Annotated in this window: 20 protein-coding genes; 7 read left to right on the top strand and 13 right to left on the bottom strand. The window is 71.2% G+C overall.

Annotation, left to right across the window (positions count from 1 at the left end; all coding sequences use genetic code 11):
* Window positions 1-171: 171 nt before the first annotated feature.
* Window positions 172-1,029, top strand: coding sequence for an SAM-dependent methyltransferase (locus tag IPZ69_RS14945; protein WP_235454606.1), 858 nt, complete (start codon window positions 172-174; stop codon window positions 1,027-1,029).
* Here IPZ69_RS14945 and ftsH read toward each other — a convergent pair.
* The 6 genes from ftsH to nsdA all read right to left on the bottom strand — a co-directional run bounded on the left by ftsH (window position 1,026) and on the right by nsdA (window position 10,730).
* Window positions 1,026-2,963, bottom strand: a complete 1,938-nt coding sequence (gene ftsH / locus IPZ69_RS14940) for an ATP-dependent zinc metalloprotease FtsH (RefSeq protein WP_235454605.1) — start codon at window positions 2,961-2,963, stop codon at window positions 1,026-1,028. The two genes, IPZ69_RS14945 and ftsH, sit on opposite strands and share 4 nt — an antisense overlap.
* 87 nt (window positions 2,964-3,050) lie before the next feature.
* A complete protein-coding gene (ffh, locus tag IPZ69_RS14935; RefSeq protein ID WP_235454604.1) occupies window positions 3,051-4,598 on the bottom strand; it encodes a signal recognition particle protein in 1,548 nt (515 codons plus the stop codon).
* Window positions 4,599-4,711: 113 nt separating this feature from the next.
* Window positions 4,712-7,162, bottom strand: coding sequence for a [protein-PII] uridylyltransferase (locus tag IPZ69_RS14930; RefSeq protein WP_235454603.1), 2,451 nt, complete (start codon window positions 7,160-7,162; stop codon window positions 4,712-4,714).
* 76 nt (window positions 7,163-7,238) lie between these two features.
* Window positions 7,239-7,577, bottom strand: a complete 339-nt coding sequence (locus IPZ69_RS14925; RefSeq protein WP_039656487.1) for a P-II family nitrogen regulator — start codon at window positions 7,575-7,577, stop codon at window positions 7,239-7,241.
* On the bottom strand, window positions 7,574-8,917 hold the full coding sequence (locus IPZ69_RS14920; protein WP_235454602.1) for an ammonium transporter: 1,344 nt from the start codon (window positions 8,915-8,917) through the stop codon (window positions 7,574-7,576). Before IPZ69_RS14920 ends, IPZ69_RS14925 begins: the two co-directional genes overlap by 4 nt.
* A gap of 334 nt (window positions 8,918-9,251) precedes the next feature.
* Window positions 9,252-10,730 carry a transcriptional repressor NsdA gene (gene nsdA, locus IPZ69_RS14915; protein ID WP_235454601.1) on the bottom strand — a complete coding sequence of 493 codons (1,479 nt, stop codon included), beginning with the start codon at window positions 10,728-10,730 and terminating at the stop codon, window positions 9,252-9,254.
* Between the two features lie 453 nt (window positions 10,731-11,183).
* Here nsdA and IPZ69_RS14910 point away from each other — a divergent pair, with 453 nt between their 5' ends.
* Window positions 11,184-11,840 (top strand): bifunctional DNA primase/polymerase, encoded by a 657-nt coding sequence (locus IPZ69_RS14910; protein ID WP_235454600.1) that lies wholly within the window; start codon window positions 11,184-11,186, stop codon window positions 11,838-11,840.
* Window positions 11,841-12,004: 164 nt separating this feature from the next.
* On the opposite strand, the gene ftsY is transcribed toward IPZ69_RS14910, so the two are convergent.
* Entirely contained in the window at window positions 12,005-13,216 is a 1,212-nt protein-coding gene (gene ftsY, locus IPZ69_RS14905) for a signal recognition particle-docking protein FtsY (RefSeq protein ID WP_235454599.1), read from the bottom strand.
* Between the two features lie 109 nt (window positions 13,217-13,325).
* Between ftsY and IPZ69_RS14900 the strand changes: the two genes are divergently transcribed.
* Together IPZ69_RS14900 and IPZ69_RS14895 are read left to right on the top strand one after the other, a co-directional pair.
* A complete protein-coding gene (locus IPZ69_RS14900; protein ID WP_235454598.1) occupies window positions 13,326-14,807 on the top strand; it encodes a cytosine permease in 1,482 nt (493 codons plus the stop codon).
* Between the two features lie 97 nt (window positions 14,808-14,904).
* On the top strand, window positions 14,905-15,876 hold the full coding sequence (locus IPZ69_RS14895; RefSeq protein WP_235454597.1) for an LLM class flavin-dependent oxidoreductase: 972 nt from the start codon (window positions 14,905-14,907) through the stop codon (window positions 15,874-15,876).
* A 137-nt stretch (window positions 15,877-16,013) separates the two neighbouring features.
* Here IPZ69_RS14895 and IPZ69_RS14890 read toward each other — a convergent pair whose 3' ends face one another.
* The 4 genes from IPZ69_RS14890 to IPZ69_RS14875 form a co-directional block, all read right to left on the bottom strand.
* Entirely contained in the window at window positions 16,014-17,432 is a 1,419-nt protein-coding gene (locus IPZ69_RS14890) for a sugar porter family MFS transporter (protein WP_235454596.1), read from the bottom strand.
* 207 nt (window positions 17,433-17,639) lie between these two features.
* Window positions 17,640-21,284, bottom strand: a complete 3,645-nt coding sequence (locus IPZ69_RS14885; RefSeq protein WP_235454595.1) for an AAA family ATPase — start codon at window positions 21,282-21,284, stop codon at window positions 17,640-17,642.
* Window positions 21,285-21,506: 222 nt separating this feature from the next.
* Window positions 21,507-21,710 carry a hypothetical protein gene (locus IPZ69_RS14880; RefSeq protein ID WP_235454594.1) on the bottom strand — a complete coding sequence of 68 codons (204 nt, stop codon included), beginning with the start codon at window positions 21,708-21,710 and terminating at the stop codon, window positions 21,507-21,509.
* A 379-nt stretch (window positions 21,711-22,089) separates the two neighbouring features.
* Complete coding sequence (locus IPZ69_RS14875; protein WP_235454593.1) at window positions 22,090-22,371, bottom strand: acylphosphatase; 282 nt, start codon at window positions 22,369-22,371, stop codon at window positions 22,090-22,092.
* 164 nt (window positions 22,372-22,535) lie between these two features.
* Here IPZ69_RS14875 and IPZ69_RS14870 point away from each other — a divergent pair, with 164 nt between their 5' ends.
* Window positions 22,536-23,669 carry a CAP domain-containing protein gene (locus IPZ69_RS14870; RefSeq protein WP_235454592.1) on the top strand — a complete coding sequence of 378 codons (1,134 nt, stop codon included), beginning with the start codon at window positions 22,536-22,538 and terminating at the stop codon, window positions 23,667-23,669.
* Window positions 23,670-23,725: 56 nt separating this feature from the next.
* Complete coding sequence (locus tag IPZ69_RS14865) at window positions 23,726-23,953, top strand: hypothetical protein (protein WP_235454591.1); 228 nt, start codon at window positions 23,726-23,728, stop codon at window positions 23,951-23,953.
* Window positions 23,954-24,138: 185 nt separating this feature from the next.
* On the opposite strand, the gene IPZ69_RS14860 is transcribed toward IPZ69_RS14865, so the two are convergent.
* Window positions 24,139-24,726, bottom strand: a complete 588-nt coding sequence (locus IPZ69_RS14860; RefSeq protein WP_235454590.1) for a flavodoxin family protein — start codon at window positions 24,724-24,726, stop codon at window positions 24,139-24,141.
* A 134-nt stretch (window positions 24,727-24,860) separates the two neighbouring features.
* Here IPZ69_RS14860 and IPZ69_RS14855 point away from each other — a divergent pair, with 134 nt between their 5' ends.
* Entirely contained in the window at window positions 24,861-25,262 is a 402-nt protein-coding gene (locus IPZ69_RS14855; RefSeq protein ID WP_235454589.1) for a winged helix-turn-helix transcriptional regulator, read from the top strand.
* Here IPZ69_RS14855 and mutM read toward each other — a convergent pair.
* Window positions 25,235-26,095 (bottom strand): bifunctional DNA-formamidopyrimidine glycosylase/DNA-(apurinic or apyrimidinic site) lyase, encoded by an 861-nt coding sequence (gene mutM, locus IPZ69_RS14850; RefSeq protein WP_235454588.1) that lies wholly within the window; start codon window positions 26,093-26,095, stop codon window positions 25,235-25,237. The genes IPZ69_RS14855 and mutM overlap by 28 nt on opposite strands.
* Between the last annotated feature and the right edge of the window lie 52 nt (window positions 26,096-26,147).

Here is a 26,147-nt window from a genome sequence, read left to right as displayed (position 1 = left end):
GGATGTGAATTCTCGCCACAGGCACCGGCAACCCCGATCCAGGGACCTACGACCCCTGGACGCCGTCGCGAGCCGGGAGTTACCTGGCATACGTGGGGAGTGCGAGCGCACGGCACGGGGGCCACTGAACCGGGCACACCACCAACTCTTGGCGGATTGGGGCGCTTACCTATGACACCTACGCTCGTGCGGGACCACCTGTCTCATGCGGGATCCGCACCCCGCGTGAGCCTGGACTCACGCGCGCGTGACTGGTCGGAGATCCAGGAGCGGATGCTTGTCCCGCTCTATGAGGCCGTCTACGAGCGACTTGACGTCGGCCCCGGCACACGGTTGCTGGGCCTCGGCTGCGGTTCCGGGCTCGCCCTGCTGATGGCGGCCTCCAGAGGGGTCGCGGTCACCGGCGTCGAGTCCGACCATCCCGAGCGGTTGGCCCTCGCGCGGGAGCGGCTGCTGCCCAACGCCTGGCGGACACGCGCGCGTGCGGGCACCCGGATCGTCGAGGGTCCACCCCGGGACGCGGCCGGCGCTGAGACGCCCGCGTACACCCTGGTGACCGCCTTCGAGCCCATCGGGTGCCTGGCCGGCGACTCCGAGGGGCTCGGTGCGCAGCTGGCCGCCGCCACCCCGCTCGCCGAGCGCGGCACGCCGGTGGTGCTGGCCGGCTGGGGGCCGCCGGAGCGCTGCGCGACCTCGGCCGTGCTGCGGGTGGCGTCCCGGCTCGCGGATCCGGAGCGCGCGGCGCACGGCTGGCGCACCGCCCTGCGCGACGACCTGGAGGAGGTCGCCCAGCGGGCCGGGCTGCGGCCGGACGGCTCGGGGCGGGTGGCCTGCCCGTTCGGGTACGCCGACCTCGCCAGCGCCGTACGCGGCCTGTTGTCGACGGGACTGTTCGACGCGGCGATCGCGGCCACGGACCAGGAGCAGGTGGACAAGGAACTGACCGAGGCCCTGCACCCGCACCAGCGGCGGGACGGGACGGTGTGGATGCCGAACGTGTTCCGCTACCTGATCGCCCGGACGCCCTAGGCGTCCGCGTTCTTCGTGAGGCGGGTGATGCCCGCGATCCGGTACGCGTCCGCCTCCTCCAGCGTCTCGTTCTCCAGCAGCGCCTCGGCCAGGGCGTCCAGCTTGCCCCGGTGCTCGCGGAGCTTGTCGCAGGCCTCCTCGTAGCACTCGTCGACGATCCGGCGCATCTCCGAGTCGATCACGTCGAGCGTCTGCGGGGCGGCGGCGAGGCCGTACGCCTGCTGGGCGTCGCTGGGCAGGGCGGAGAGTCGGCCGACGCGTTCGCTCATGCCCCAGCGGGCCACCATCCCGCGCGCGATGTTGGTGACCTGTTCGAGGTCGTTCTCCGCGCCGGTGGTGACGACTCCGTAGACCACCTGCTCCGCCGCCATGCCGCCCAGCGCGCCGATGATGCGGCCGCGCAGGTACCCCTCGGAGTGCGCGTACCGCTCGACCTCGGGGGTCGACATCGTCACGCCGAGCGCCCGGCCGCGCGGCACGATGGTGACCTTACGGACGGGGTCGGCGCCGGGCTCCAGCATGCCGAGCAGGGCATGCCCGCTCTCGTGGTACGCGGTGCGGCGGCGGTCCTCCTCGGGCATGACGAGGGTGCGTTCGGCGCCCAGTTGCACCTTCTCCAGGGCCTCGGACAGGTCCGAGCGGGTCACCTCGTCCTGCTTGCGCTTGACGGCGAGCAGCGCGGCCTCGTTGGCGAGATTGGCCAGATCCGCACCTGTCATGCCGGGGGTCGTACGGGCCAGGTGGGCCAGGTCGACGTCACCGGAGAGCGGGATCTCGCGGGTGTGGATCCGCAGGATCGCCTCGCGGCCGCCGCGGTCCGGTGGGGCGACGTTGACCACGCGGTCGAAGCGGCCGGGCCGGGTCAGCGCGGGGTCGAGGATGTCGGCGCGGTTGGTCGCCGCGATGACGATCACGCCCTCCGAGCCGGAGAAGCCGTCCATCTCCGTGAGGATCTGGTTCAGCGTCTGCTCGCGCTCGTCGTGCCCGCTCACCGAGGGGCCGCCGCCGCGCTGCCGGCCGATCGTGTCGATCTCGTCGATGAAGATGATCGACGGAGCCACCTTGCGGGCCTCGGCGAACAGTTCGCGTACCCGGGACGCGCCGACACCGACGATCATCTCGATGAACTCGGAGGCGGAGGCGGAGAAGAACGGCACACCCGCCTCGCCCGCGACGGCCCGGGCCAGCAGGGTCTTGCCGGTGCCCGGCGGACCCGCGAGCAGCACGCCTCTCGGCATCTTCGCGCCCATCTTGCGATAGGCGTCGGGGTGCTCCAGGAAGTCGACGACGTCGTCCAGTTCGCCCTTGACCTCGTCGATGCCGGCCACGTCCGCGAACGTCGTGCGCTCAGTGCCGGGCCGCAGCTCGACCGGCTTGGGCGGCTCCTTGCGGCCGAACATGCCGCCCGCACCGCCCAGTCCGGCGCCGATCCGCCGGGCGAAGAAGACCCACACGCCGACCAGCAGCACGATCGGCACCAGCGAGAGCAGCAGGTTGGACAGCAGGCTGCGCTCCTGCACGACCGGCTGTGCGGTCACCTGGACGCCGTGGCCGGTCAGGCTCTTCCACAGGTTGTCGGACGCGAAGGCCGGGCGCTGCGTATGGAACTTGGTGTACTCGCCGCCGCCCTCGGGATTGCTCCGGGCGGTCTTGAGCTGGCCCTGGATCGCGTCGCCCTTGGAGTAGATCTTGGCGACGTTGCCGGCGTCGACCTGCCGGCTGAACTCCGTGTACGAGATCGTCGGCTCGTTGCCCTGGCCGAGGTAGTTGAGCCCCACGTAGGCGAGCACGAACACCACGAGCGCGGCGAAGACCAGGCCCCACCACTTGCCGCGCAGCCGTCTGCCCCCGGGCCGCCGGGGCGACTCGTCCGGGGTGCCCTCGGAGCGCCACGGCTGGTCAGGTGCCTTGCGGGGTGGCACGGCATTGCTCATATCTGGACGTTACGGCACATGGCGGACCTCGGCACGCGCTGAGGGCGCCCCTCCCGGAAGAAGGGCGCCCTCAGTGCCGTACGCATGTCAGCCCATGAACTTCTTGAACTCGTCCGGCAGCTCGAACTCCTCAGCGCCCTGCTGCGGCAGCCCGAAGGCGCCGCCCTGGGCGGCCGCCTCGCGGCGCTGGGCCTCCTCCAGCTCCTGCTGCTTGCGCTTCATCGGGTTGCCGGAGCGCTGCTTGCCCTTGGCCTTCTTCGGCTGCTTCTTGGCGCGGCCGGGGCCGCCGCCCATGCCCGGGATCCCCGGCATGCCGGGCATGCCGCCGCCCTGGGCCATGCGGGACATCATCTTGCGGGCCTCGAAGAACCGCTCGACCAGGCCCTTGACCGCACTGACCTCGACGCCGGAACCCTTGGCGATACGGGCGCGGCGCGAACCGTTGATGATCGTCGGGTCCTGGCGCTCGCCCGGGGTCATCGACTTGATGATCGCGCCCACGCGGTCGACTTCGCGCTCGTCCAGGTTGTTGATCTGGTCCTTGATCTGGCCCATGCCCGGGAGCATGCCGAGCAGCTTGCTGATGCTGCCCATCTTCCTGACCTGCTCCATCTGGGACAGGAAGTCGTCCAGGGTGAAGTCCTGGCCCTTCTTGGACGCCAGCTTGGAGGCCATCTTGGCGGCCTCTTCCTGGCTGAACGTCTTCTCCGCCTGCTCGATCAGGGTGAGCAGGTCACCCAGGTCGAGGATGCGGGAGGCCATCCGGTCCGGGTGGAACGCGTCGAAGTCCTCCAGCTTCTCGCCGTTCGACGCGAACATGATCGGCTTGCCGGTGACCTGGCGGATCGACAGGGCGGCACCACCGCGGGCGTCACCGTCGAGCTTGGAGAGCACCACGCCGTCGAAGCCGACGCCGTCGCGGAAGGCCTCGGCGGTGTTGACCGCGTCCTGACCGATCATCGCGTCGACGACGAAGAGGATCTCGTCCGGCGAGACCGCGTCCCGGATGTCCGCGGCCTGCTGCATCATCTCCTGGTCGATGCCCAGGCGGCCGGCGGTGTCCACGATCACGATGTCGTGGACCTTGGTCCTCGCGTGCTCGATGGAGTCCTTGGCGACCTTGACCGGGTCGCCGACGCCGTTGCCCGGCTCGGGGGCGAAGACCGCGACGCCGGCGCGCTCGGCGACGACGCTCAGCTGGTTGACGGCGTTCGGGCGCTGGAGGTCGGCGGCGACGAGCAGCGGCGAGTGGCCCTGCTCCTTCAGCCACCAGCCGAGCTTGCCCGCGAGGGTGGTCTTACCGGCACCCTGCAGACCCGCCAGCATGATCACGGTGGGGGGCTGCTTGGCGAAGCGCAGCCGCCGGGTCTCGCCGCCGAGGATGGTGACCAGCTCGTCATTGACGATCTTGAGCACCTGCTGGGCGGGGTTCAGCGCCTTGGAGACCTCGGCGCCCAGGGCGCGCTCCTTGACGTTCTTGATGAACGTCCGCACGACCGGCAGGGCCACGTCCGCTTCGAGGAGCGCGATGCGAATCTCGCGGGCCGTGGCGTCGATGTCCGCCTCGGACAACCGCCCCTTGCCGCGCAGGCTCTTGAAAGTCGCTGAGAGGCGATCGGAGAGAGTATCGAACACGGCGGCGTCGGTCCTCGGGGTCGGGGTCGGCTTAAGGAATCGCCCTCCAGGGTATCCCGGCCCGGCTGAAGCGGGTCACTGTCATCCCCGGAAGGCCACTTCCGGGGGCGCTGTCACCCCCGCAGGGCCTCCTCCAGCTTCCGCGCCACCGTCGCCGCCTCGTCGCCGGGCAGCGGCGAGCCGTCGGTACCGGTCACGTAGAAGGCGTCCACGGCGTTGGCGCCGAGGGTCGAGACATGGGCGCTCCGCACCCGCACCCGCGCGTCCTCCAGCGCCTGCCCGATCCGGAACAGCAGACCCGGGGCGTCCTGGGCGCGGACCTCGATCACCGTCGCGTGCCGGGAGGCCGCGGAGGCCACCGTGACGCGGGCGGGCGGCGCGATCCAGCCACGGCGGCGGGGGTAGGCGGCGTCGCGTTCGGCGAGGCGGCCCGCGACGTCCAGGGAGCCGTCGAGGGCGCGGACCAGGTCGGCGCGCAGCCGGGCCGCCTGGGGCAGGGAGCCGTACTCCGCCGCCACGCGCCAGTCGAGCAGCAGCACGGAGCCGTCGTCGACGTCGTCCGGCAGGCTCAGGGTACGCAGTTCCGCGGTGCGCACGGTCAGGCGGTGCACGGCCAGCACACCGGCGACCGCGGGCAGCACACCGGGCTGGTCCGGTACGGCGATGAGGAGCTCCACGCCGAGGGGCTCGGGCTCCGCGGACGGCTCCTCCTCGGCCGGCGGCTCGGCCTGGGCGCGCAGCGCGAGGACCGGCCCGCGCGTGCGGAACGCCTCGATGGCGAGCCGCTCCTGCTCGGCGGTGGGCGCGGCGGGCTCGGGCTCCTCGGGGGCGTCCCCCGCGAGCACGGCCGAGACCCGTTTCACCAGGTCGGCGACGAGGGAGCCGCGCCAGGACGACCAGGCGGCGGGCCCCGTGGCCATCGCGTCCGCCTCCGTGAGCGCGTGCAGCAGTTCCAGGGTGCCCTGTGTGCCGACCGCCTGGGCGACCGAGCGGACGGTGGCCGGATCGTCCAGGTCGCGCCGGGTGGCCGTCTCGATGAGGAGGAGGTGGTGGCGTACGAGCGTCGCCAGGACGCCCACGTCCGCGCGGTCGAAGCCGATCCGCGCCGCCACGTCCTTGGCGATGATCTCGCCGGCCACGGAGTGGTCACCGGGCCAGCCCTTGCCGATGTCGTGCAGCAGCGCCGAGACGAGGAGGAGGTCGGGGCGGCTGACGCGACGGGTGAGCTCGGAGGCGCGGACGGCCGTTTCGATGAGGTGCCGGTCGACGGTCCAGATGTGGACGGCGTTGCGCTGGGGGCGGCAGCGGACCCGCTCCCAGTCCGGCAGCAGGCGTGTGATCAGTCCTTCCGCCTCCAGTGCCTCCCAGACCTCGACGGTGGGACGGCCGGAGCCGAGCAGGGTGACGAGCTGCTCGCGGGCCTCGGCGGGCCAGGGCGTGGGCAGGGGGCGGGCGGTGGCCGCCATGCGCCGCACGGCGTGCAGGGAGAGCGGGAGGCCGGCCTGTGCGGCGGCGGCCGCGGCGCGCAGCGGGAGCACGGGGTCGCGTTCGGGGCGTGCGGCGCGGGCGAGGACCGCCTCGCCGTCCTGCTCCACCACGCCCTCGGCCAGTGGCGAGCGCTCGGTGACCGGCTTGGAGCCCCCGAGCATGGCGCGCAGCCGGGGCCGCACGGCACGCGAGCGCAGCACGCGCCCCACCTCACGCCAGGTGACGTCACTGGCGTACGAGATGACCCGCGCCGCCTCGTACACCTGCCGCAGCAGGGTGTCGGCGTCGAGGAGGCCGAGCTCGGCGGCGACCTGGTCCTGTTCCTGCAGGGCCAGCCGGTCGGTGGCGCGCCCGGTGGTCAGATGCAGCGCGTCGCGTACGTCGAGCAGGCTCCGCCGGGCGTCGGCGAGGCCCTCGCGCGGGGCGTCGGCCAGCCAGGAGGCGGCGACGGCGCGCAGGGCGGTGGCGTCGCGCAGGCCGCCCCGGGCCTCCTTGAGGTCCGGTTCCAGCAGGTACTGCAGCTCGCCCTGGCGCTCGGCGCGCTCGGCGCACAGCTCCTGGAGTTCGGGCAGGCGCTTGGGCGCCTGGTTGCGCCAGTCGGCGAGCACCGCCGTGCGCAGTCCGGCCGTGAGGCCGAGGTCGCCGGCGAGGTGCCGGGCGTCGAGCAGGCCGAGCTGGACCTTGAGGTCCTCGGCGGCCGTCCGGCGGGCCTCCGACGGCGTCCGCACGGAGTGGTCGAGGGCCAGGCCGAGGTCCCAGACGGGGTACCAGAGGCGGTCGGCGAGGGCGGCGACCGCCTTGCTGTCGCCGCCGTCGTGCAGCAGGAGGAGGTCGAGGTCGCTGCGCGGGGACAGCTCGCCGCGTCCGTAGCCGCCGACGGCCACCAGCGAGACGCCCTTGAGCCCCTCGGCGGCCGCGGTGAACAGCCGCGTCAGCCAGTCGTCCGTCAGCTCGGCGAGGGCCGCACGGCGCGGCGGCCCGGACTGCGCCCCCTCGGTGAGGAGGCGCAGCCGGGCCGCCGCGTAGCCGCTGGGTCCCGAGTCCTCCGCGTCCTTCGGAACATCCGTACTCGTCACCCAGCGACTCCTGTCCTTCTTCCGTGGTGAGCGGGCCCGCCGTCCGTGGTGGCGGATCCGCTCCGAGCGGGTCGGCTCAGAGCGCGTCCGGGCCGCGCTCGCCGGTCCGGACCCGGACGGCCGTCTCGACCGGCAGGGACCAGACCTTGCCGTCACCGATCTTGCCCGTACGGGCCGCCTTGACGACGACCTCGATCAGCTGCTCGGCGTCGTCGTCCTCGGCCAGCACCTCGATACGGATCTTGGGGACCAGGTCGACCGTGTACTCGGCACCGCGGTAGACCTCGGTGTGTCCCCTCTGACGACCGTAGCCGCTGGCCTCGGTGACCGTCAGTCCGTGGACGCCGAAGGCCTGAAGGGCCTCCTTGATCTCGTCGAGCCGGTGGGGCTTCACGACGGCGGTGATGAGCTTCATGCGTCCACCTTCTTGCTGTGCGTGGCGGCCAGGGCGGGCGCGGCGACGGTCCCGAGGACACCGCCACCCGCTCCGCTGAAGTCGTACGCGGTCTCGGCGTGCTCGGCCTGGTCGATACCGGAGACCTCCTCGTCCTCGGTGACCCGCATACCGATGGTCTTGTCGAGAAGGAAGGCGAGGATCGCCGAGACGACCAGCGAGTAACCGAGGACCGCGAAGACGCCCGCGCACTGCTTCCACAGCTGGTCGAAGGAGTGGTTGCCGTAGAAGACGCCCGTCGCGGCCGACTGGCCCTTGCCGCTGGCGAAGAAGCCGATCAGCAGGGAGCCGATGACACCGCCGACCAGGTGGACGCCGACGACGTCCAGGGAGTCGTCGTAGCCGAACTTGTACTTCAGGCCGACGGCCATGGCGCACAGGACACCGGCGATGGCGCCGACGGCGATCGCGCCGAGCGGGGTGACACAGCCACCGGACGGGGTGATGGCGACCAGACCGGCGACGGCACCGGAGGCGGCGCCCAGCGTGGTGAACGCGCCGTGCCGGATCTTCTCGTAGGCGAGCCAGGCGAGCATGGCGGCGGCGGTGGCGACCTGCGTGTTGACGAACATCAGCGCGCCGACGCCGTCGTCGTTGCCGAGCCAGGAGCCGGCGTTGAAGCCGAACCAGCCGAACCACAGCAGACCGGCGCCGAGCATGACCAGCGGGAGGCTGTGCGGACGCATCGGGTCCTTCTTGAAGCCGACGCGCTTGCCGATGACGAGGATCACGCCGAGCGCCGCGGCACCCGCGTTGATGTGGACCGCCGTACCACCGGCGAAGTCGATCACACCCAGCTCGAAGGCCCAGCCGCCCGCGCCCCAGACCCAGTGGGCCACGGGGAAGTAGACGAGGGTGGCCCACAGGGTGATGAACAGCGCCCAGGCCGAGAACTTCACCCGGTCCGCGAGGGCGCCGCTTATCAGCGCGGGCGTGATGATCGCGAACATCAGCTGGAAGACCATGAAGACGAAGATCGGGATGGTGTAGCCGTCCCACAGATCCGTCAGGCCGATGTTGCTGAGGCCGAGCCAGTCGGAATTCCAGCCGATGACGCTGCCGGAGTCCGTTCCGAAGGCGAGCGAGAAGCCGTACAGAACCCACAGGATGGTGACGATCCCGAGGCTGATGAAGCTCATCATCAGCATGTTCAGGGTGCTCTTGACGCGGACCATGCCTCCGTAGAAGAAGGCCAGGCCCGGGGTCATGAGCATCACCAGGGCGGAACAGATGAGCATGAAGCCTGTGTTCGCGGAGGACAGCTTGGGTGCCTCCGCGGCAAGCGTGATGGCTGGTGCCATCGGCGTCTCCTCGTCAATTGGTACGGCCCCGTGCGGGCGAAGCCTGAGAGCGGTCCGGTCAAGTGAGGGGTGGGCCGGTTATGCGCCATGAGATTGGCGCAGCGCGGTTTCGGTCGAAGCCCCTCGTTGTTTCGCCGGAGTGACGAAGGCGCCCTGCGTGTTACGCCTCGATGAATTGCGGGATGTCCGTCCCGGGCATCGTTATCGTGGCGCAACCTTTTGCGGAGGAAAGAAACCGGCCGCGGTCGGCCTTCCGATGACCTGGCATGGGGGGAGCCGAGTCGGGCAGTTCGGGAGGGCCGGCCGCGGCCGGGGCTCGGGGGTCGGGCGGTGGTCAGACCGCCTCGGCGGTCTCGGGAAGGTCCACGGCGAGCTGGTCGGTGAGGTCGACCACCTCGGTCAGGTCGCCGAAGTCGCGCACGGCCGAGTCGACGGTCTTTCGGATACGGGTGTTCACCCGCTCGGAGCGGACCTTCTTGGCGACCCGCATGGCCTGCGCGGCCAGCACCGTGCTCTGCTCGGGTTCGCGGCGCAGCAGGTGCACCGTGGCCATGCCGATCAGGTTCAGTGCGTACGACCGCTGGTGCTCGGAGTCCTTGGCGAACAGCTCCACGGCCCGCTGCATCAGGGGCTCGGCCAGGGAGGCGTAGGTGGGGCTGCGGCCGGCGACATAGGCGAGGTCGCGGAACGAGTGGGAGTTCTCGCCGTACAGCTCGGCCTCGGAGAAGAAGCGGATCCAGTCGGGGTCCGGCTCGTCCCACTCGTCGGCCTCGGAGAAGGTGTCCTCGGCCATCCGGACCGCCCGCTTGCACTTGCCGGGCTGGCCCATGTTGGCGTAGGCGCGGGCCTCCATCGCATACAGCATCGCCTGGGTGCGCGGGCTCGCGCAGTCCCGGCTGCCGTACTGCGCGAGGTGGATCAGCTCCAGGGCGTCCTCGGGCCGGCCCAGGTGGATCATCTGGCGGCTCATGCTGGACAGGACGTACGATCCGAGCGGCTTGTCGCCGGCCTCCTTGGCGGCGTGCAGGGCGAGGACGAAGTACTTCTGCGCGGTGGGCTGGAGCCCGATGTCGTAGCTCATCCAGCCGGCCAGTTCGGCGAGTTCGGCGGCGACCTTGAACAACTTCCTGGTGGTGGCTTCCGGCTGGGGCTCCTGGAGCAGGTCGGTGACCTCGTGCAGCTGGCCGACGACCGCCTTGCGGCGCAGCCCGCCGCCGCACTGGGCGTCCCACTGACGGAACATCACCGTGGTGGACTCCAGCAGGTCCAGCTCGGGCTTGGAGAGGCGGCCGGGGCGGCGCGACTCGTACGGCTCGGGTTCGGGCGGCGCGATCGGGCCGCCCGGCGAGGGGACGAGCCAGCGCTGCATCGGCTCGATGAGGGACGGGCCCGCGGACAGGGCCAGCGAGGTCCCGAGGAAGCCGCGCCGCGCCAGCATGAGGTCGCTGCGCGAGAACTCGCTGAGCAGAGCCACCGTCTGCGGGCCCGTCCAGGGCAGGTCGACGCCGGACACGGAGGGTGACTGGCGGGCGGCCCGCAGACCGAGGTCCTCGACCGAGACCACGCAGCCGAACCGCTCGGAGAACAGCTCGGACAGGATCCGGGGGATCGGCTCGCGCGGGTTCTCCCCGTCGAGCCAGCGGCGCACCCGCGAGGTGTCCGTGGAGATGTGGTTGGCGCCCAACTGGCGTGCCCGGCGGTTCACTTGCCGGGCCAGCTCGCCCTTGGACCAGCCGCTGCGCACGAACCACGAGCCGAGCAGCTCATTGGGGCGCTTGTCAGCGTTCATCCCGCTACCGCCGTTGCCGCCCACTGGAACGCCCCCATCCCTGAGACCACTTGTCGCCGACTGCGCCAAGCCCTATCAGAATGCCGGTAAATACGGCCGCCCGTCCGGTACTTCTCACCCTTCGAACGGGATGCCGAGTTGCCTCCGGCATACCCACGAGTGCATGTGCCCCCAGGACTCGTGCACTCAAAGTAATCCTACGATCACGCGCCCAGCCATGGCGATCCCGGAAACGCCACCATTCGCCACCCCTTCGAATGAACTCACGGTCGCCCAGGCGCGATTCACTTGACATAGGACGGCCAGGAGTAGGTGGAGCGGTGCACTCAGGGGCGCACACCGCCGGGCGCACCACCACGGGCACTTCAGGGCGCCACCCGACCCCTCGGGGCGGGTCCGCCGCGACGTTGAGTCACTTTCTGCTTCCGTTCCGTTCCATGGCGTAACCACCGGCGCGCTGAACCCGTTGGAGGGGGCATGGGCTTCACGATCGGCGGCATTCGGGAGATCCGCTCCGGCACGCGGCGGCGCGGGCGTTCGTCGGAGTGCACGGCCGTTGCCGAGTTCACCGGACTGTGGGGCTGGGACGTGGTACCGGGCGCCCGGGCCGCGGCGGGCGCCTGTTCCTGCGGCCGGGCGGATTGCCGCGCACCGGGCGCGCATCCGCTGGTGTTCGCGCCCCAGGTCTCCGCCGGGGCCACGCTCGACGACGTCACCAAGGCCTGGGGCGAGTTCCCCGGCGCCGCGGTGATGCTGCCCGTCGGGCGCGCGTTCGACGTCATCGAGGTCGCCGAACCCGCCGGGCGTCGCGCGCTGGTCCGTCTCGAACGCATGGGCCTCCCCCTCGGTCCGGTGATCGCGACCCCGGACCACCGCGCCCACTTCCTGGTCGCCCCCGGCGCCGCCGCGGCACTTCCCGCGCTGCTCTACCGCATGGGCTGGGACGACCCGTCCTCCCTCGACCTGCGCGGCCTCGGCCCCGGCGCCCACATCACGGCGCCGCCGTCCGACCGGGGCGGCCTCGGCCCGGTGCGCTGGCTGCGGCCGCCGGCGCTGGACTCGGTGTCGAGGCCCCCGGCGGCCCGGCTGCTCCTGGGGACGCTGGCGTACGTGGCACACCGGTCGAGGGCGTGACCCTGCGGCCGCGACCGTGCCGTCGTGGCCGAACGCCGCAACCGGACTCCGAAAGCGAACACCCCTACAAGGCGAAGCGCCCGTCCCCCACGGTGTCGTGGGGCGGGCGCCTCATCGTTTCTCCTGATTGCGGGAGAAGATCTCTTTCCGTTTCCGGGGAGTGATCACTCTCCGATGAGGGCGTCGACGAACGCCTCCGGCTCGAACGGCGCGAGGTCGTCGGCGCCCTCGCCGAGACCGACCAGCTTCACCGGCACGCCCAGCTCGCGCTGGACCGCGACGACGATGCCGCCCTTGGCGGTGCCGTCCAGCTTGGTCAGCACGATGCCGGTGATGTCGACGACCTCGGCGAAGACGCGGGCCTGGACGAGGCCGTTCTGCCCGGTGGTGGCGTCGAGCACGAGGAGCACCTCGTCCAGCGGCGCGTGCTTCTCGACGACGCGCTTGACCTTGCCGAGCTCGTCCATGAGGCCGGTCTTGGTGTGCAGCCGCCCGGCGGTGTCGATGAGCACCACGTCGACGCCCATCTCCTTGCCCTCCTTCACCGCGTCGAACGCGACGGAGGCGGGGTCGCCGGCCTCGGGGCCGCGCACGGTGTAGGCGCCGACGCGCTCGCCCCAGGTCTGCAGCTGGTCGGCGGCGGCGGCACGGAAGGTGTCGGCGGCGCCGAGGACGACGGTACGGCCGTCGGCCACGAGCACGCGCGCGAGCTTGCCGGTGGTGGTGGTCTTGCCGGTGCCGTTGACGCCGACGACCATCACGATGCCCGGCTTGCGGTCCTCGGGCTCGGTCTTGACCGTGCGGTCGAAGTCGGTGCCGACGAGGGTGAGCAGCTCCTCGCGCAGGAGCCCGCGCAGCTCCGCGGGCGTGCGGGTGCCGAGCACCTTCACGCGCTCGCGCAGCCGCTCGACGAGCTCCTGGGTGGGCTGCACGCCGACGTCGGCGGTCAGCAGGGTGTCCTCGACCTCCTCCCAGGTCTCCTCGTCGAGGTGCTCGCGGGACAGCAGGGTGAGCAGGCCCTTGCCGAGGGCGTTCTGCGAGCGGGACAGGCGGGCGCGCAGGCGGACCAGCCGGCCTGCGGTGGGCTCCGGGACCTCGATCTCGGGTACCGGCAGCTCTTCGACGGCGGGCGGCTCCTCGACGGCGACCGGGGCGGAGCCCCCGGGGAGGTCCACCTCCTCGATCGTCCGGCGCGGTTCGTCGCGGGGCGTCTCGGCCTCGTCGCCGACGTGCGGCTCGGCCGGTGGGGCGGTGATGTCGGGCGCGGCGGGCGGCGGCGGGGGCAGCGACTTCTTCCGTCGGCTGCCGACGATGAGCCCGCCGAGCGCGCCGAGCACGACCACGGCGATGACTACAGCAAGGATGACGGTTTCCATAACGCGTCCAGTATCAGCTATGGGTCCCGGCGCAACCCAGTTTGTGGGTTCCTCCAAGCGTCAAGGTCCGTTATGGCTGCTTTGTCGGATTAACGTACGATGGTGCGCCATGAGCACCACCGGCCCGCGCGATGGCGCCCTGGAACAGCTCGAAGAGACCCTGGAGTGCCACGGCCTCGAAACGCGGGGGCTGGAACCCGTCCCCCGCGCCGAGCGCACCGCGCGGACCCGCGGACTCCTCTCCACCTGGATCGCCGCCAACATCACCGTCCTGCTGCTGACCATGGGCGCGAGCCTGGGAGTGTCGTACGGGCTGAACTTCTGGCAGGCCCTGGTGGTCGGCGTCGCGGCGCCGGTCGTCTCGTTCGGTCTGGTCGGCCTGACGGGAATCGCCGGGAAGCGCGGCGGCGCGCCCGGCATGGCCCTGTCCCGCGCGGTCTTCGGCCAGCGCGGCAATCTGCTCCCCGGCTCACTGATCTGGATCGCGCGCTGGGGCTGGGAGACGATCAACGCGGTGATCGGCGCGTACGCGCTGCTGACCGTCCTGCACATCCTCTTCGGCATCAGGAGCAACACTCCCCTGATCATCGCCACCCTGTTGCTCTTCGTGATCGCCACGTTCGCGATCTCGGGCATGGGCATCCACGCGGTGCGGCGCTGCAACAGATGGGCGACCTGGCTGTTCGGCGCCTTCTCCGTGCTGGTCCTCGGCCACCTGGTCGCGAGCACGGACTGGGGCGGGGTCTTCCGCGAGCCCGCCGGGCCCACGGCCGCGATGGTCACCGGGATCGGACTGATCGCCGCCGGGGGCATCAGCTGGGCGCCGACCTCGCCGGACTTCACGCGCTACCTGCCGCACCGGGCGTCCTCGACGGCGATCGTGCGCAACACCGTCGGCGGCGCGGTCGTCGTCGTACTCCCGATGATCCTCATGGGCACGGTGATGGCCAGGGCCACCCCGGACCTCGCCTCGACGGCCGATCCTGTCTCCTTCCTCGGCGAGATCCTCCCGCTGTGGCTCGCCGTCCCCTACCTCCTCACGGCCCTGGCCGGCATGCTGCTGATCAACGCGATGTCGATGTACTCGGCCGGCTTCACCGCGCAGACCCTCGGCCTCCGGATCCCGCGCCCCTGGGCGGTCTCCGTCAACGCGGTGATCTCGCTGGTCCTCGGCGGCGTCCTGATGCTGGTGGCGAGGAGCTTCATGGGCTCCTTCATCGCCTTCCTGTCGCTGCTCGCGGTGGCCTTCTCGGCCTGGGTCGGCGTCTTCGGCGCGGACATGCTGCGCCGCACCGCGTACGACGCGCGGGCCCTGCTCGACACCACCCGCAGCAGCGCCTACTGGTACCGGGGCGGCTTCTGCCCCGCCGCCGTCACGGCCTGGGCGGTCGGCCTCGGCACGGGACTGCTGTTCACCAGGTCCGACTGGTTCCGCGGCCCGCTCGCCGCGAACAACCCGGTGGGCCAGTACGGCCTCGGCTGGGTGGCGACGGTCCTCGCCGCGGGCCTGCTGTACGCGCTCCTGCCGAAGCCGGCGGCGACGACCGCGCAGTCGGAGCCGACCGAGGACTGCGGCCGGGTCACGGCCTGAGCGCGACCGGCCCCGCCACACCCATGGCCATCTGACGTACCGTCAGCTAACGTCCTCCGCACCGAACCCCACCGACCCGGTGACAGGGGGACCAGCCATGCCCGTGACGGTCGTCCGTTTCAACCTCGTCGAGCCCGGCGCCGAGCCCGCCTCCCTCGCCGCCCGCTACCGGGCCGCCGTGGACATGGCTGCCTACGCCGACGAGCACGGCATCAGCACCGTGCAGACCGAGGAGCACCACGGAGTCCCGAACAACTGGCTGCCCTCCCCCTTCGCCTTCGCGGGCGCGGTGTTCGGGGCGACCCGGCGGATCACGGTCACCGTCTCCGCGGTCATCGGCCCCCTGCACGACCCACTGCGGCTGGCCGAGGACATCGCCGTACTGGACCTGCTGAGCGGCGGCCGACTGATCACCGTCGCCGGGATCGGGTACCGGCCCGAGGAGTACGCCCTGTTCGACGTGGAGTGGAGGCGGCGCGGCCGGCTGCAGGACGAGCTGCTGGAGACCCTGCTCAAGGCCTGGACCGGCGAGGAGTTCGAGTACCGGGGCCGTACGGTACGGGTCACCCCGCGCCCGTTCACCGATCCGCACCCCCTCCTCCTGGTCGGCGGCTCCTCGAAGGCCGCCGCCCGCCGGGCCGCCCGGCTCGGCCTGCCGTTCTTCCCCAGCGCGCGCCTTCCCGAGCTGAAGACGTACTACAAGGAGCGGCTCGTCGAGTACGGCACGGAGGGCTGGACGATGATGCCCGCCGCCGAGACCCCGCTCCTGCACATCGCCGAGGACCCGGACCGGGCGTGGGCCGAGTACGGAGGGCACTTCCTGCACGAGGCGCGGACGTACGCCTCCTGGCAGTCCGAGGACATCCACTCGGCGGTGCGTTCGGCGGCCACCACGGTGAACGAGCTGCGCGCGGAGGGCGTGTACCGGATCCTGACGCCGCAGGAATGCGTGGCCCAGGGGCTGGACAACCTCGTCCTGCATCCGCTGGCGGGCGGGATGCCGGTGGCCGAGGGCTGGCGGAGCCTCAGGCTGTTCGCGGAGCGGGTGCTCCCGGCGCTGGGCGGCTGACCCGCGGGCCGTCCGGTGTGCCCGGACCTGACACCGCCGCCCCCGCCCGGGCAGTGGCCGGGCGGGGGCGGCGGAGGTACGAGGAGAGGGGCAGCGGGGACTTGGCCCTTCCCCCCGAGTACCGAGGGGGCGGGTCGTCAGCCCATCTCCTCCAGCGACTTGCCCTTCGTCTCCTTGACGAACTTCAGGACGAACGGGATGGAGAGCGCGGCGAAGACCGTGTAGATCACGTACGTCGCGGAGAGGTTCCAGTCGGCCAGCGACGGGAAGCTCGCGGTGATGGCCCAGTTGGCGATCCACTGCGCGGCGGCGGCCACACCCAGGGCGGCGGCGCGGATCCGGTTCGGGAACATCTCGCCGAGCATGACCCAGACGACCACACCCCAGGACAGGGCGAAGAAGAGGACGAAGACATGGGCCGCTACCAGGGCGGTCCAGCCCTGGGCGCTGGGCAGCCTGCCGTCGACCAGGTCGTAGGAGAAGGCCCAGGCCTCCAGGGCGAGGCCGACGGCCATGCCGACCGAGCCGATGATCGCCAGCGGGCGGCGGCCGACGCGGTCCACGAAGATCATCGCGATCACGGTGCCGACGATGTTGATGATCGACGTCGTGAAGGAGTAGAAGAACGAGTCCGCCGGGTCGACGCCGACCGACTGCCACAGCGTCGAGGAGTAGTAGAACGCGACGTTGATGCCGACGAACTGCTGGAAGACCGACAGGCCGATGCCGACCCAGACGATCGGCTTGAAGAAGAAGCCGCCGCCGAGCAGGTCCTTGAAGGAGGACGTGTGCTCGCTCTTCATGGCGTGCTCGATCTCGGCGACGCGGGCGTCCAGGTCGGTGCCGGTGCCCTCGACCTCGGCGAGGATCTCCCTGGCCCGGTCGCGCTTGCCGACCGAGAGCAGGAAGCGGGGGGACTCGGGGATCGCGAAGGAGAGCAGACCGTACAGGGCGGCCGGGACGACCATGACGCCGAGCATGACCTGCCAGGCCTCCAGGCCCATCAGCTTGCCGCGCTGGTCGCCGTCGGCGGCGTTGAGCAGACCCCAGTTGACCAGCTGCGAGATGGCGATGCCGACGACGATCGCGGCCTGCTGGAAGGAGCCGAGGCGGCCGCGGTACGCGGGCGGGGCGACCTCGGCGATGTAGGCGGGGCCGATGACGGAGGCCATGCCGATGGCGAAGCCGCCGACGACGCGCCAGAGGGCGAAGTCCCACAGGGAGAAGGGCAGCGCGGAGCCGACGGCGCTGACGACGAAGAGCGCCGCGGCGATCTGCATGACCCGGATGCGCCCGATGCGGTCGGCTATCCGGCCGGCCGTCGCGGCGCCGATGGCACAGCCGATCAGGGCGACGGCGATGACCTGGGCCAGCGCGGCGGAGCCGATGTCGTACCGGTCCCGGATGGCCTCGACGGCGCCGTTGATCACGGAGCTGTCGTAGCCGAAGAGGAAGCCGCCCATCGCGGCCGCCGCCGCGATGAAGATGACATGCCCGAGATGCTCGGGCTGAGCCGACCTGGCTCCTGACGCGGGTGCCTGCGCTGTGCTGGTCACGTGGAAACTCCTGGGGCCACCGGCAACGTCGCCGGGGTGGGGGTGAGCCCTTCAACCTGAAGGTAAAAGCAACGTTGCAGAGACTATGCCTTCAAGTTTCGAAGTCAATACTTGATGTCATGTGACCTTTAAGCAGCCCACGGGGGTCCTGAGTTCAAGAAGTGAAGAAATCAAGAAGAGGTGAGGATAGGTGTAGCCCGCACGGGTCTAGCGGAGGCGCTGGGAGATGACCTTCGACACACCGTCGCCCTGCATGGAGACGCCGTACAGCGCGTCGGCGACCTCCATGGTCCGCTTCTGGTGCGTGATCACGATCAGCTGCGAGGCCTCCTGCAGCTCCTGCATGATGCGGATCAGCCGCTGCAGGTTGGTGTCGTCGAGCGCGGCCTCGACCTCGTCCATCACATAGAACGGGCTCGGCCGGGCCTTGAAGATGGACACCAGCATCGCGACGGCGGTCAGCGACCGCTCACCGCCGGAGAGCAGCGAGAGCCGCTTCACCTTCTTGCCCGGCGGCCGGGCCTCCACGTCCACGCCCGTGGTGAGCATGTTGTCGGGATCGGTCAGGATCAACCGGCCCTCACCGCCCGGGAACAGCCGGCTGAAGACGCCCTCGAACTCCCGGGCCGTGTCCCGGTAGGCCTCGGTGAAGACCTGCTCGACGCGCTCGTCGACCTCCTTCACCACCTGAAGCAGGTCGGCGCGGGTCTTCTTCAGGTCCTCCAGCTGCTCGCTGAGGAACTTGTGCCGCTCCTCCAGGGCCGCGAACTCCTCCAGCGCGAGCGGGTTCACCTTGCCGAGCTGCTGGTACGCCCGCTCGGCGGCCTTCAGCCGCTTCTCCTGCTCGGCCCGCCCGAACGGCCTCGGCTGGTTGCGCGGGTGCTCCGGGTCCTCCGGCAGCACCTCGCCCTCGGCGGGCGGGGACGGCGGTACGAGCTGGTGGGGGCCGTAGTCGGACACGAGCCCGGCCGGCTCCACGCCCAGCTCCTCCAGCGCCTTGGCCTCCAACTGCTCGATCCGCATCCGCTTCTCGGCGCCGAGCACCTCGCCCCGGTGCACCGAGTCGGTCAGCTTGTCGAGCTCGGACTTCAGATCGCGTCCGGTGCTCCGGGCCGCGGTCAGTTCCTGTTCCCTGCGGGCCTTGGCGGCCTCGGCGGCGGTGCGCTCCTCGGCGGCGCGGCCCAGCGAGACCTCGACGTGTGCGAGCAGCTGCCGGGCGCCCGCGGCGACGGCCTCCGCGACGGCCGCCTCGTGCCGCAGCCGCGCCCGCCGCTGCTCGGCACGCGCGCGTGCCTCGCGCTCCGCGCGGGCGCCCCGGTCGAGCGCGTCCGCCCGTCCGGCGAGCCCCTTGACCCGTTCCTCGTGCGTACGGACCTGGAGGCGGGCCTCCATCTCGGTCTGCCGGGCGTTGGCGCCGTCGGCGGCGAGCCGGTCGCGTACGAAGGTGTCCGGCTCCTCCTCGAACGGCAGTTCCTCGGCGACGGCCAGCCGCTCGGCGAGTTCCTCGACCTCCATGACGGCCTTGTCGAGCGCGTCCTGGGCCCGCGCCGCGGCCGCCGTGGAGCGCTCGGCCTCGCCGGCGGCACCGCGCGCCTGACCCGCGAGGCGCCCGAGCTGCTGGGCCACGGCCGACTTCTCCCGGTCGGCCGCCCGCCGCCGCTCCCCCAGTTCCTCGACCAGCGCGGCACACTCCTTGCGCCGCTCGACGGCCGCCTGCTGCGCCTCGGTGAGCTCCTCGCAGCGCACCGCCAGCTCCTCCAGCTCGGCGGCCGCCTCGTCCACGGAGGCCTGCACCTCCAGCAGACTGGGCGCCCCGGCCGACCCGCCGTGCGCGAAGTGCGCCCCCAGCAGGTCGCCTTCGGCGGTGACGGCGGTGAGATCGGGGCGGGCGTAGACGAGATCCTCGGCGTCTTCGAGCGTGCCCACGACGACGATCCCCCGCAGCAGCCGCCGCACGGCGGGCATCAGCTCGACGGGACCGCGGACCAGGTCGGCGGCGAAGGGGGGAGCGGCGGTGGCCGAAGGCCCGGCCCCGTTCACCTCTTGCGGCGAACCGATTCCGCCCGAGGTGCCGCTCGGGGCGCCCGTGCCGGAGCCGCCGTCCGGGGCCGTGGTCCGGGCGAGGTCCTCCGGTGCGCCCGCCAGCAGCAGGGAGGCCCGGCCGGCGTCCTGCTTGCGGAGCAGTCGGATCGCCTCCGCCGCCGATGCCGGGGTCGTCACCGCGATGGCGTCGGCAGCCGCTCCGAAGGCCGCGGCGAGGGCAACCTCGTGGCCCGGTGTCACGGTCAGCAGTTCCGCCGCCGGTCCGAGCAGCCCGGCGAGCCGGTCCCGTGCGCCGAGCAGCGCCCCGGTGCCGTCCTTGCGGCGCAGGCCCAGCGCCAGCGCCTCGTGGCGGGCCTGGGTCGCGGCGCGCCTGCGCTCCGCCGCGGTGGCCGCCTCGCGGGCGGCACCGAGCGCGGCCTCCGCCTCCGCGAGCCGCTGCTTCGCCGCCTCGTGCCCGTCGGCGAGTTCGACGTCACCGGCGTCGAGGCCGTCGACCTCCGCCTGGAGCGCCTCGTACTCCTCCTGGGCCCGCACCGCTCGCTCCTGGGCCTCGTCCCGCGCGGCGGCCAGGCGGTCGATCTCGGCCTGGGCCGAGGCCGCACGCGAACGGGCCGCGTTGACCTGCCCGTTCAGCCGGGCGAGCCCCTCACGGCGGTCGGCGATGGCGCGGGCGACGTCCTTCAGGCGGCGTTCTTCGAGGGCGAGTTCGCGTTCCAGCTCGGCACGGTGCGCGACGGTGTCGTCGAGCGCCCGCTGCGCCGCCTCCAGGGCCGCCTCCAGCTCGGCCTCCTGCTCGCGGATCCGGGCGGCCTCGCGCTCCATGTCCTCGGGATCGCGGCCGCGCCGCTCCTCGGGGGGCACGGAGGTCGCGCTCTTCACCCGGGCGTCGGCCAGCGAGATCGTGCCGCGGACGCGCTCGGCGAGCTGGGAGAGCTCGTACCAGGTCTGCTGGGCGCGCTGGAGGCGCGGCGTGAGCTGCCGTACCTCGTCCTCCAGGAGCGCCTCGCGCTGGAGCGCCTTCTTCAGCTCCTGCTCGGCGGCCTCCTTGCGCTCCTTGAGCGCGGCCTCGTCGGCGACCTCGGTCCTCAGCGCCTCACGCAGCCGTACGAGATCGTCGGCGAGGAGGCGCAGGCGCGCGTCGCGCAGGTCCGCCTGGATCACGGCCGCGCGCCGGGCGACCGCCGCCTGCCGCCCGAGCGGCTTGAGCTGGCGGCGCAGTTCGTCCGTCAGGTCCTGCACGCGCGCGAGGTTGGCCTGCATCGCGTCCAGTTTTCTGAGCGCCTTCTCCTTGCGCTTGCGGTGCTTGAGGACGCCGGCGGCCTCCTCGATGAAGGCGCGGCGGCCCATGGGGTCGGCGTGCAGGACGGAGTCGAGCTGGCCCTGACCGACGATGACGTGCATCTCGCGGCCGATGCCGGAGTCGGAGAGGAGGTCCTGGATGTCGAGGAGGCGACACGTGTCGCCGTTGATCTGGTACTCGCTGCCGCCGTTGCGGAACATGATCCGCGTGATGGTGACCTCGGAGTACTCGATGGGGAGGGCCCCGTCGGAGTTGTCGATGGTCAGGGACACCTCGGCCCGGCCGAGCGGCGGGCGGCCGGTGGTGCCGGCGAAGATGACGTCCTCCATCTTGCCGCCGCGCAGCGACTTGGCACCCTGCTCGCCCATGACCCAGCTGAGCGCGTCCACGACATTGGACTTGCCCGAGCCGTTCGGTCCGACGACACACGTGATGCCCGGCTCGAACCGGAGTGTGGTCGCCGAGGCGAACGACTTGAACCCGCGAAGGGTCAGGGCCTTGAGGTGCACGCCGCTGGACTCTACCTGCCGCCGCTATCTCACTCCACGAACCCTCGCAACCCCGCGGTTTCACGCATGAACATGCAGGGCACACCAGACGTTAAAGAGAGTGAAAGGATGCACGGGGGAAAGAAAGAAGGGACGCCGAAGCGTCCCTTGCAACTCTGATTGCTTAGCGGTTGATACGGGCAGCCCAACCACTGCGTGTGCTTTTGTGGAGCGATGCAGCGATCAGGTGAGCACAGGCTCCGCCTGGTGTGCGTCGACGCTCTCCATGAGACTGTCGTGAGAAGCGGCAGCCGTCAGCGCGTCGTTCTCCGCCTGGATTCGTACGAGCTCGGATTCCAGGTCCTGTACGCGCTGCTGGAGCCGTCGCATCTCGGCGAGGAGTCGAGGGTCGGAGCCGCCGACGTAACCGAGAAGCGCCTTTGCCATGATGGATGGTCCTCCACACTGAGTGACCGACCGAAGCGGTGTGGGTCGTGAGGGATTCGCACCCGCGGTGCTTGACACTTGAATGTTGCTCTGCCGTTGCTACATGCCAAACAGCTAAGGTGCGCGGGGCTTTCAGCGTCTCACCAAAAAGTTTGACGGTCAACACGATCACGCCCTGTATTGGCGGGCGAACCCGGGCGCGCGCGGCCTGGGGCGGCGGCGCTGCGACTCCTGCGGGGCCCTCAGGGCGTGGCGATGATCTGTAACTGCGGAGCCTGCCACGACAAGCGCTTCTTGGCAACCACCAGGTCGTTCCTGCTCGGGGCACCTGCCGGTGGCATCCCCCTCCGCTTCCGCCTGCGGACTTTGCCGAACGGACTCACCGGATGGCGAAGCCGTCGTAGCCCCCGCGGGGTGTGTCCCAGATCTCGGTGACACCGTCCACATGCCCGGGCGTGTCGTCGCCCTGGAGCCAGTCGAGGAGTCCCTCGCAGCCCTCGCGTCTGCCCTCGGCGACCACCTGTACGCGTCCGTCGCCCAAATTGAGAGCAAAACCACTCAGACCGCCGATCTCCAACGCCTTGGCACGCGTGAACCAGCGAAAACCCACACCTTGGACGCGTCCACGCACCCAGGCGACCAGTCGAACATCCTCGCTCATGGCTGCAACCTAACCGGCCAATGTCACTCGGGACACTTCCTCCCCGGGCGTCATGCGGTACCGTCCCCACCCAATGAATCTCATCTGAAACTCACTCGATCGTGTGAGTTGGGTTGACCAAGGGGACCAACGGTCGACCGCGAGACGAGGAAGAAGGCAAGGACATGGGACGCCACCGACGCTCAGCCGCCGGCCGCGCCGCCACGGGCCGCGCCACGGGGGTCACGGAGACGCACGGCTCGTACACGGGCAGCCACGACCCGCACCACTCGTACCCGGACGACCGACCCACGATGGGGATCGCTCCCTATCTGAACCCCGAGGCGTACACCGACGCCAGCACTCGGGTCGACGAGTACCTGTACGCGACCGACGACGAGTACGCCCGGGTCACGAACACGGTCGTCTTCCCGGCGGACGGATTCACCCCGGCGGGTGAGGCCTCCCGGGCCCGCGGGCACCGGCGCAAGAAGAAGGCCGTGACGCCCGTGCGCACCGGTCTGCTCGGCGTCTCCGCCGCCGTCGCCATCGGCACGGTCGCGGTGGCCACGGGTGTGGTGCCCGGCCTCGACAACTACCGCCTCGGTGGCGGCACCACCACCACCGGCGGCGACACGGTGCAGGCCGCGGGCGCGCCCAGCAACAGCAACAGCGAGCAGGGCGGCACCTCCGGCAGCGCCGACACCGGGCGGGACAACGGTTCCTCGACCAGCCGCAACAGCGGCGGCCGCCCGGTCACACCGGCGCCGTCCGCCTCGGCGCCCTCGGCCTCCACCTTGCCGGGGCACTCGAAGACGCAGCCGAAGAAGCCGGCCCCCAAGACGACGCCTTCGAAGAACGCCAAGACGCCGAAGACGCATCCGGCGAAGAAGACCCCGAAGACCCCGCCGAAGGCCTCCGCGCCGGTGAAGGTCTCGGCGTCGGCCGCCGCCGAGGCCGAGGTGCTGAAGCTGGTCAACGCGGAGCGGGCGAAGGTGGGCTGCAGCCCGGTCTCCGCGAACAGCTCGCTGACCGAGCTCGCCGAGTCCTTCAGCAAGGACATGGCCCTGCGGGACTTCTTCGACCACACCGACCCGGACGGCTCGACCCCGTGGGACCGGGCGGCCAAGGCCGGCATAACCGGCCTCGGGGGCGAGAACATAGCCCGGGGCCAGGCCGACGCCGCGGCGGTCATGGAGGCCTGGATGAACAGCCCGGGCCACCGCGCGAACATACTGAACTGCGACTTCAAGACGCTGGGCGTCGGCGTGCACCTCGACGCCGGCGGCCCGTGGTGGACGCAGGACTTCGGCTACTGAGAAAAACGCAGGTCGCAGGCCCGGGAACCCGTCCCGGGCACAGGGGCCCGAACACCGTGGGTGACGACGAGGCCGTGTCGGCGTACCTGGAGCACACCCGCCGCCTCGCCGGCCGGCTCGTACGCGCGGACGATCCCTATGACATCGCGCTGCACCTCATGGGCGCCACGCTGGACGTCTTCAGTACGTACGAGCACGCGGGCGGGATCTATCGCCTGTGGGATGACCTGACCGACCGGGTCGAGCTCAGGCCGCACGAGGAAACACCCTGGGGCAGATGGTGACGGCCGCGCGGGAATGGCTCCTGCTCGACCCTCATGACGGCGACGCCGTGCGCCGCTACGTCCAGCACTGGCTGTACGACGTCCTCGGCCACGAGCAAGAGTAGCGGCGTCACGCACCCGGCCCAGGGCGACGAGGGCGACGGCGGCCGACGGTCCCGCGCTCGAGCCGGTCTCCCGCCGGAGGTTCAGGCGGCCGTCGCGCGCCCCTGGAGGAACACCCTCGCCGTCTGGGCCACGCGGCGCCCGAGGTGCTCCGCCGTTGCCACGTCGGCCTTGTGGACGGCGTCCGGGCCCTGGTCGACGTTGGTCTGGGCGGCCGCGCCCGCGAAGACGCCGAGGCGGTTGAGGTCGTGCTCGGAGCCCTCGCTGTTGTTCCAGCCCGGGTGCAGTCCGAGGTTGATCCAGTTCATGCCGTGCTGGGCGGCGAGGATCTGGAAGAACTGCAGCGTGTGCAGCTTGTCGCCGCTCTTGGAGCCGGAGTTGGTGAAGCCGGCGGCCAGCTTGTCCTTCCAGTCCTGTCCGAACCAGCGCTTCGAGGACGCCTCGGCGAACACGTGGAAGGCACCGGACGCGGTGCCCATGTAGGTGGGCGAACCGAAGACGATCGCGTCGGAGGCGTCGAGCGCCGCCCACTGCTCGTCGGTGATCTCGTCGACCTTGATCAGGTGCACCTCGGCACCGGCCTCGACGGCACCCGCGCGGACGGCCTCGGCGAGGACGGCGGTGTGGCCGTAGCCGGAGTGGTAGGCGATGGAGACAACAGGCGTGGTCACAGCAAGTACTCCTCAGGGGGACGTGAAAGACGGCCGGGGCGAATGACCAGCTCACCGGCACTGACAGAAGGAAAGCACTAACTATTGGATAGTGCAACCCGCCGGTTAGCGCTGCGTTCGAGTACGCTCTCGGTATGACGACCACCCTGGCGTGCCCCGAGGAGCAGGACCTCCCGTACAACGTGTTCGCCAAGGCCTGCCCCTCCCGCGGCACCCTGGAGCACGTCACCGGCCGCTGGGGCGGTCTCACGCTCGGCGCGCTGTACGAGGGCTCGATGCGCTTCAACGAGCTGCGCCGCCGCGTCGACGGCGTGAGCGAGAAGATGCTGTCCCAGACCCTGCACGCACTGGAGCGCGACGGTCTGGTGCACCGCGAGGCGCAGCCGACCAACCCGCCGCGCGTGGACTACGAACTGACTGCCCTGGGCCGCGAGGTCGCGGCACGCCTGCTGGACCTCATCCACTTCGTGGAAGGCCGCATGGACGACGTACTGGCGTCCCGCGACCGTTACGACGACACGCGCGGCGCCCGCTGACACGTCGGGCAGAAGTAGCTGGACCGGTTCATCCAGGGGCGGCGGCGCATGGGCGTGCCGCACCTCTTGCACGGCAGGCCCTCCCGGCCGTACGCGTCCAGTGAGCGGTCGAAGTAGCCGGACTCGCCGTTGACGTTGACGTACAGGCTGTCGAAGCTGGTGCCGCCGACGGCGAGGGCCGCGTTCATCACGTCCCGCACATGGCCGAGGAGTTCGGCGGTGCGCGGGCGGGTGAAGCCGGCGGTCGGGCGCTCGTAGTGCACGCGGGCGCGCCAAAGGGCCTCGTCCGCGTAGATGTTGCCGACGCCGCTGATCAACGACTGGTCCAGCAGCGCCCGTTTGATGGTGGTCCGCTTGCGGCGCAGCGCCTGGTGGAAGGCCTCGTCGTCGAAGAGCGGGTCGAGGGGGTCGCGGGCGATGTGCGCGATGACGTCGGGCAGTCCGTCGAGGGTGTTGTCGTGCAGCGACAGGCCGCCGAAGGTGCGCTGGTCGACGAAGCGCAGCTCGGTGCCGAGGCCGTCCGCGAAGCGGACCCGGATGCGCAGGTGCTTCTCGTCGGGGGCGGAGGCCGGCTGGACCAGTAGCTGGCCGCTCATCCCGAGGTGGGCCAGGACGGACTGGTTCGTGTCCTCCAGGGGCAGCCACAGGTACTTGCCGCGGCGGCGGGGAACGCCGACCCGATGGCCCTTGAGACGGTGCGTGAAGTCGTCCGCGCCCGCCTCGTGACGGCGTACGGCACGCGGGTGCAGGACCTCGGCGTCGGCGACGGCACGGTGGGCGACCCACCGCTCCAGACCGCGACGTACGACCTCGACCTCGGGCAACTCCGGCATCGGGACCCCCGTGACTACCGTGTACGAGCCGAGCGCCCGCCCCGGGGCCGGG

The sequence above is a fragment of the Streptomyces olivochromogenes genome, assembly GCF_021538895.1.
In the GTDB taxonomy this organism is placed as follows: domain Bacteria; phylum Actinomycetota; class Actinomycetes; order Streptomycetales; family Streptomycetaceae; genus Streptomyces; species Streptomyces olivochromogenes_A.
This window is presented reverse-complemented; position numbering and strand designations above follow the sequence as displayed.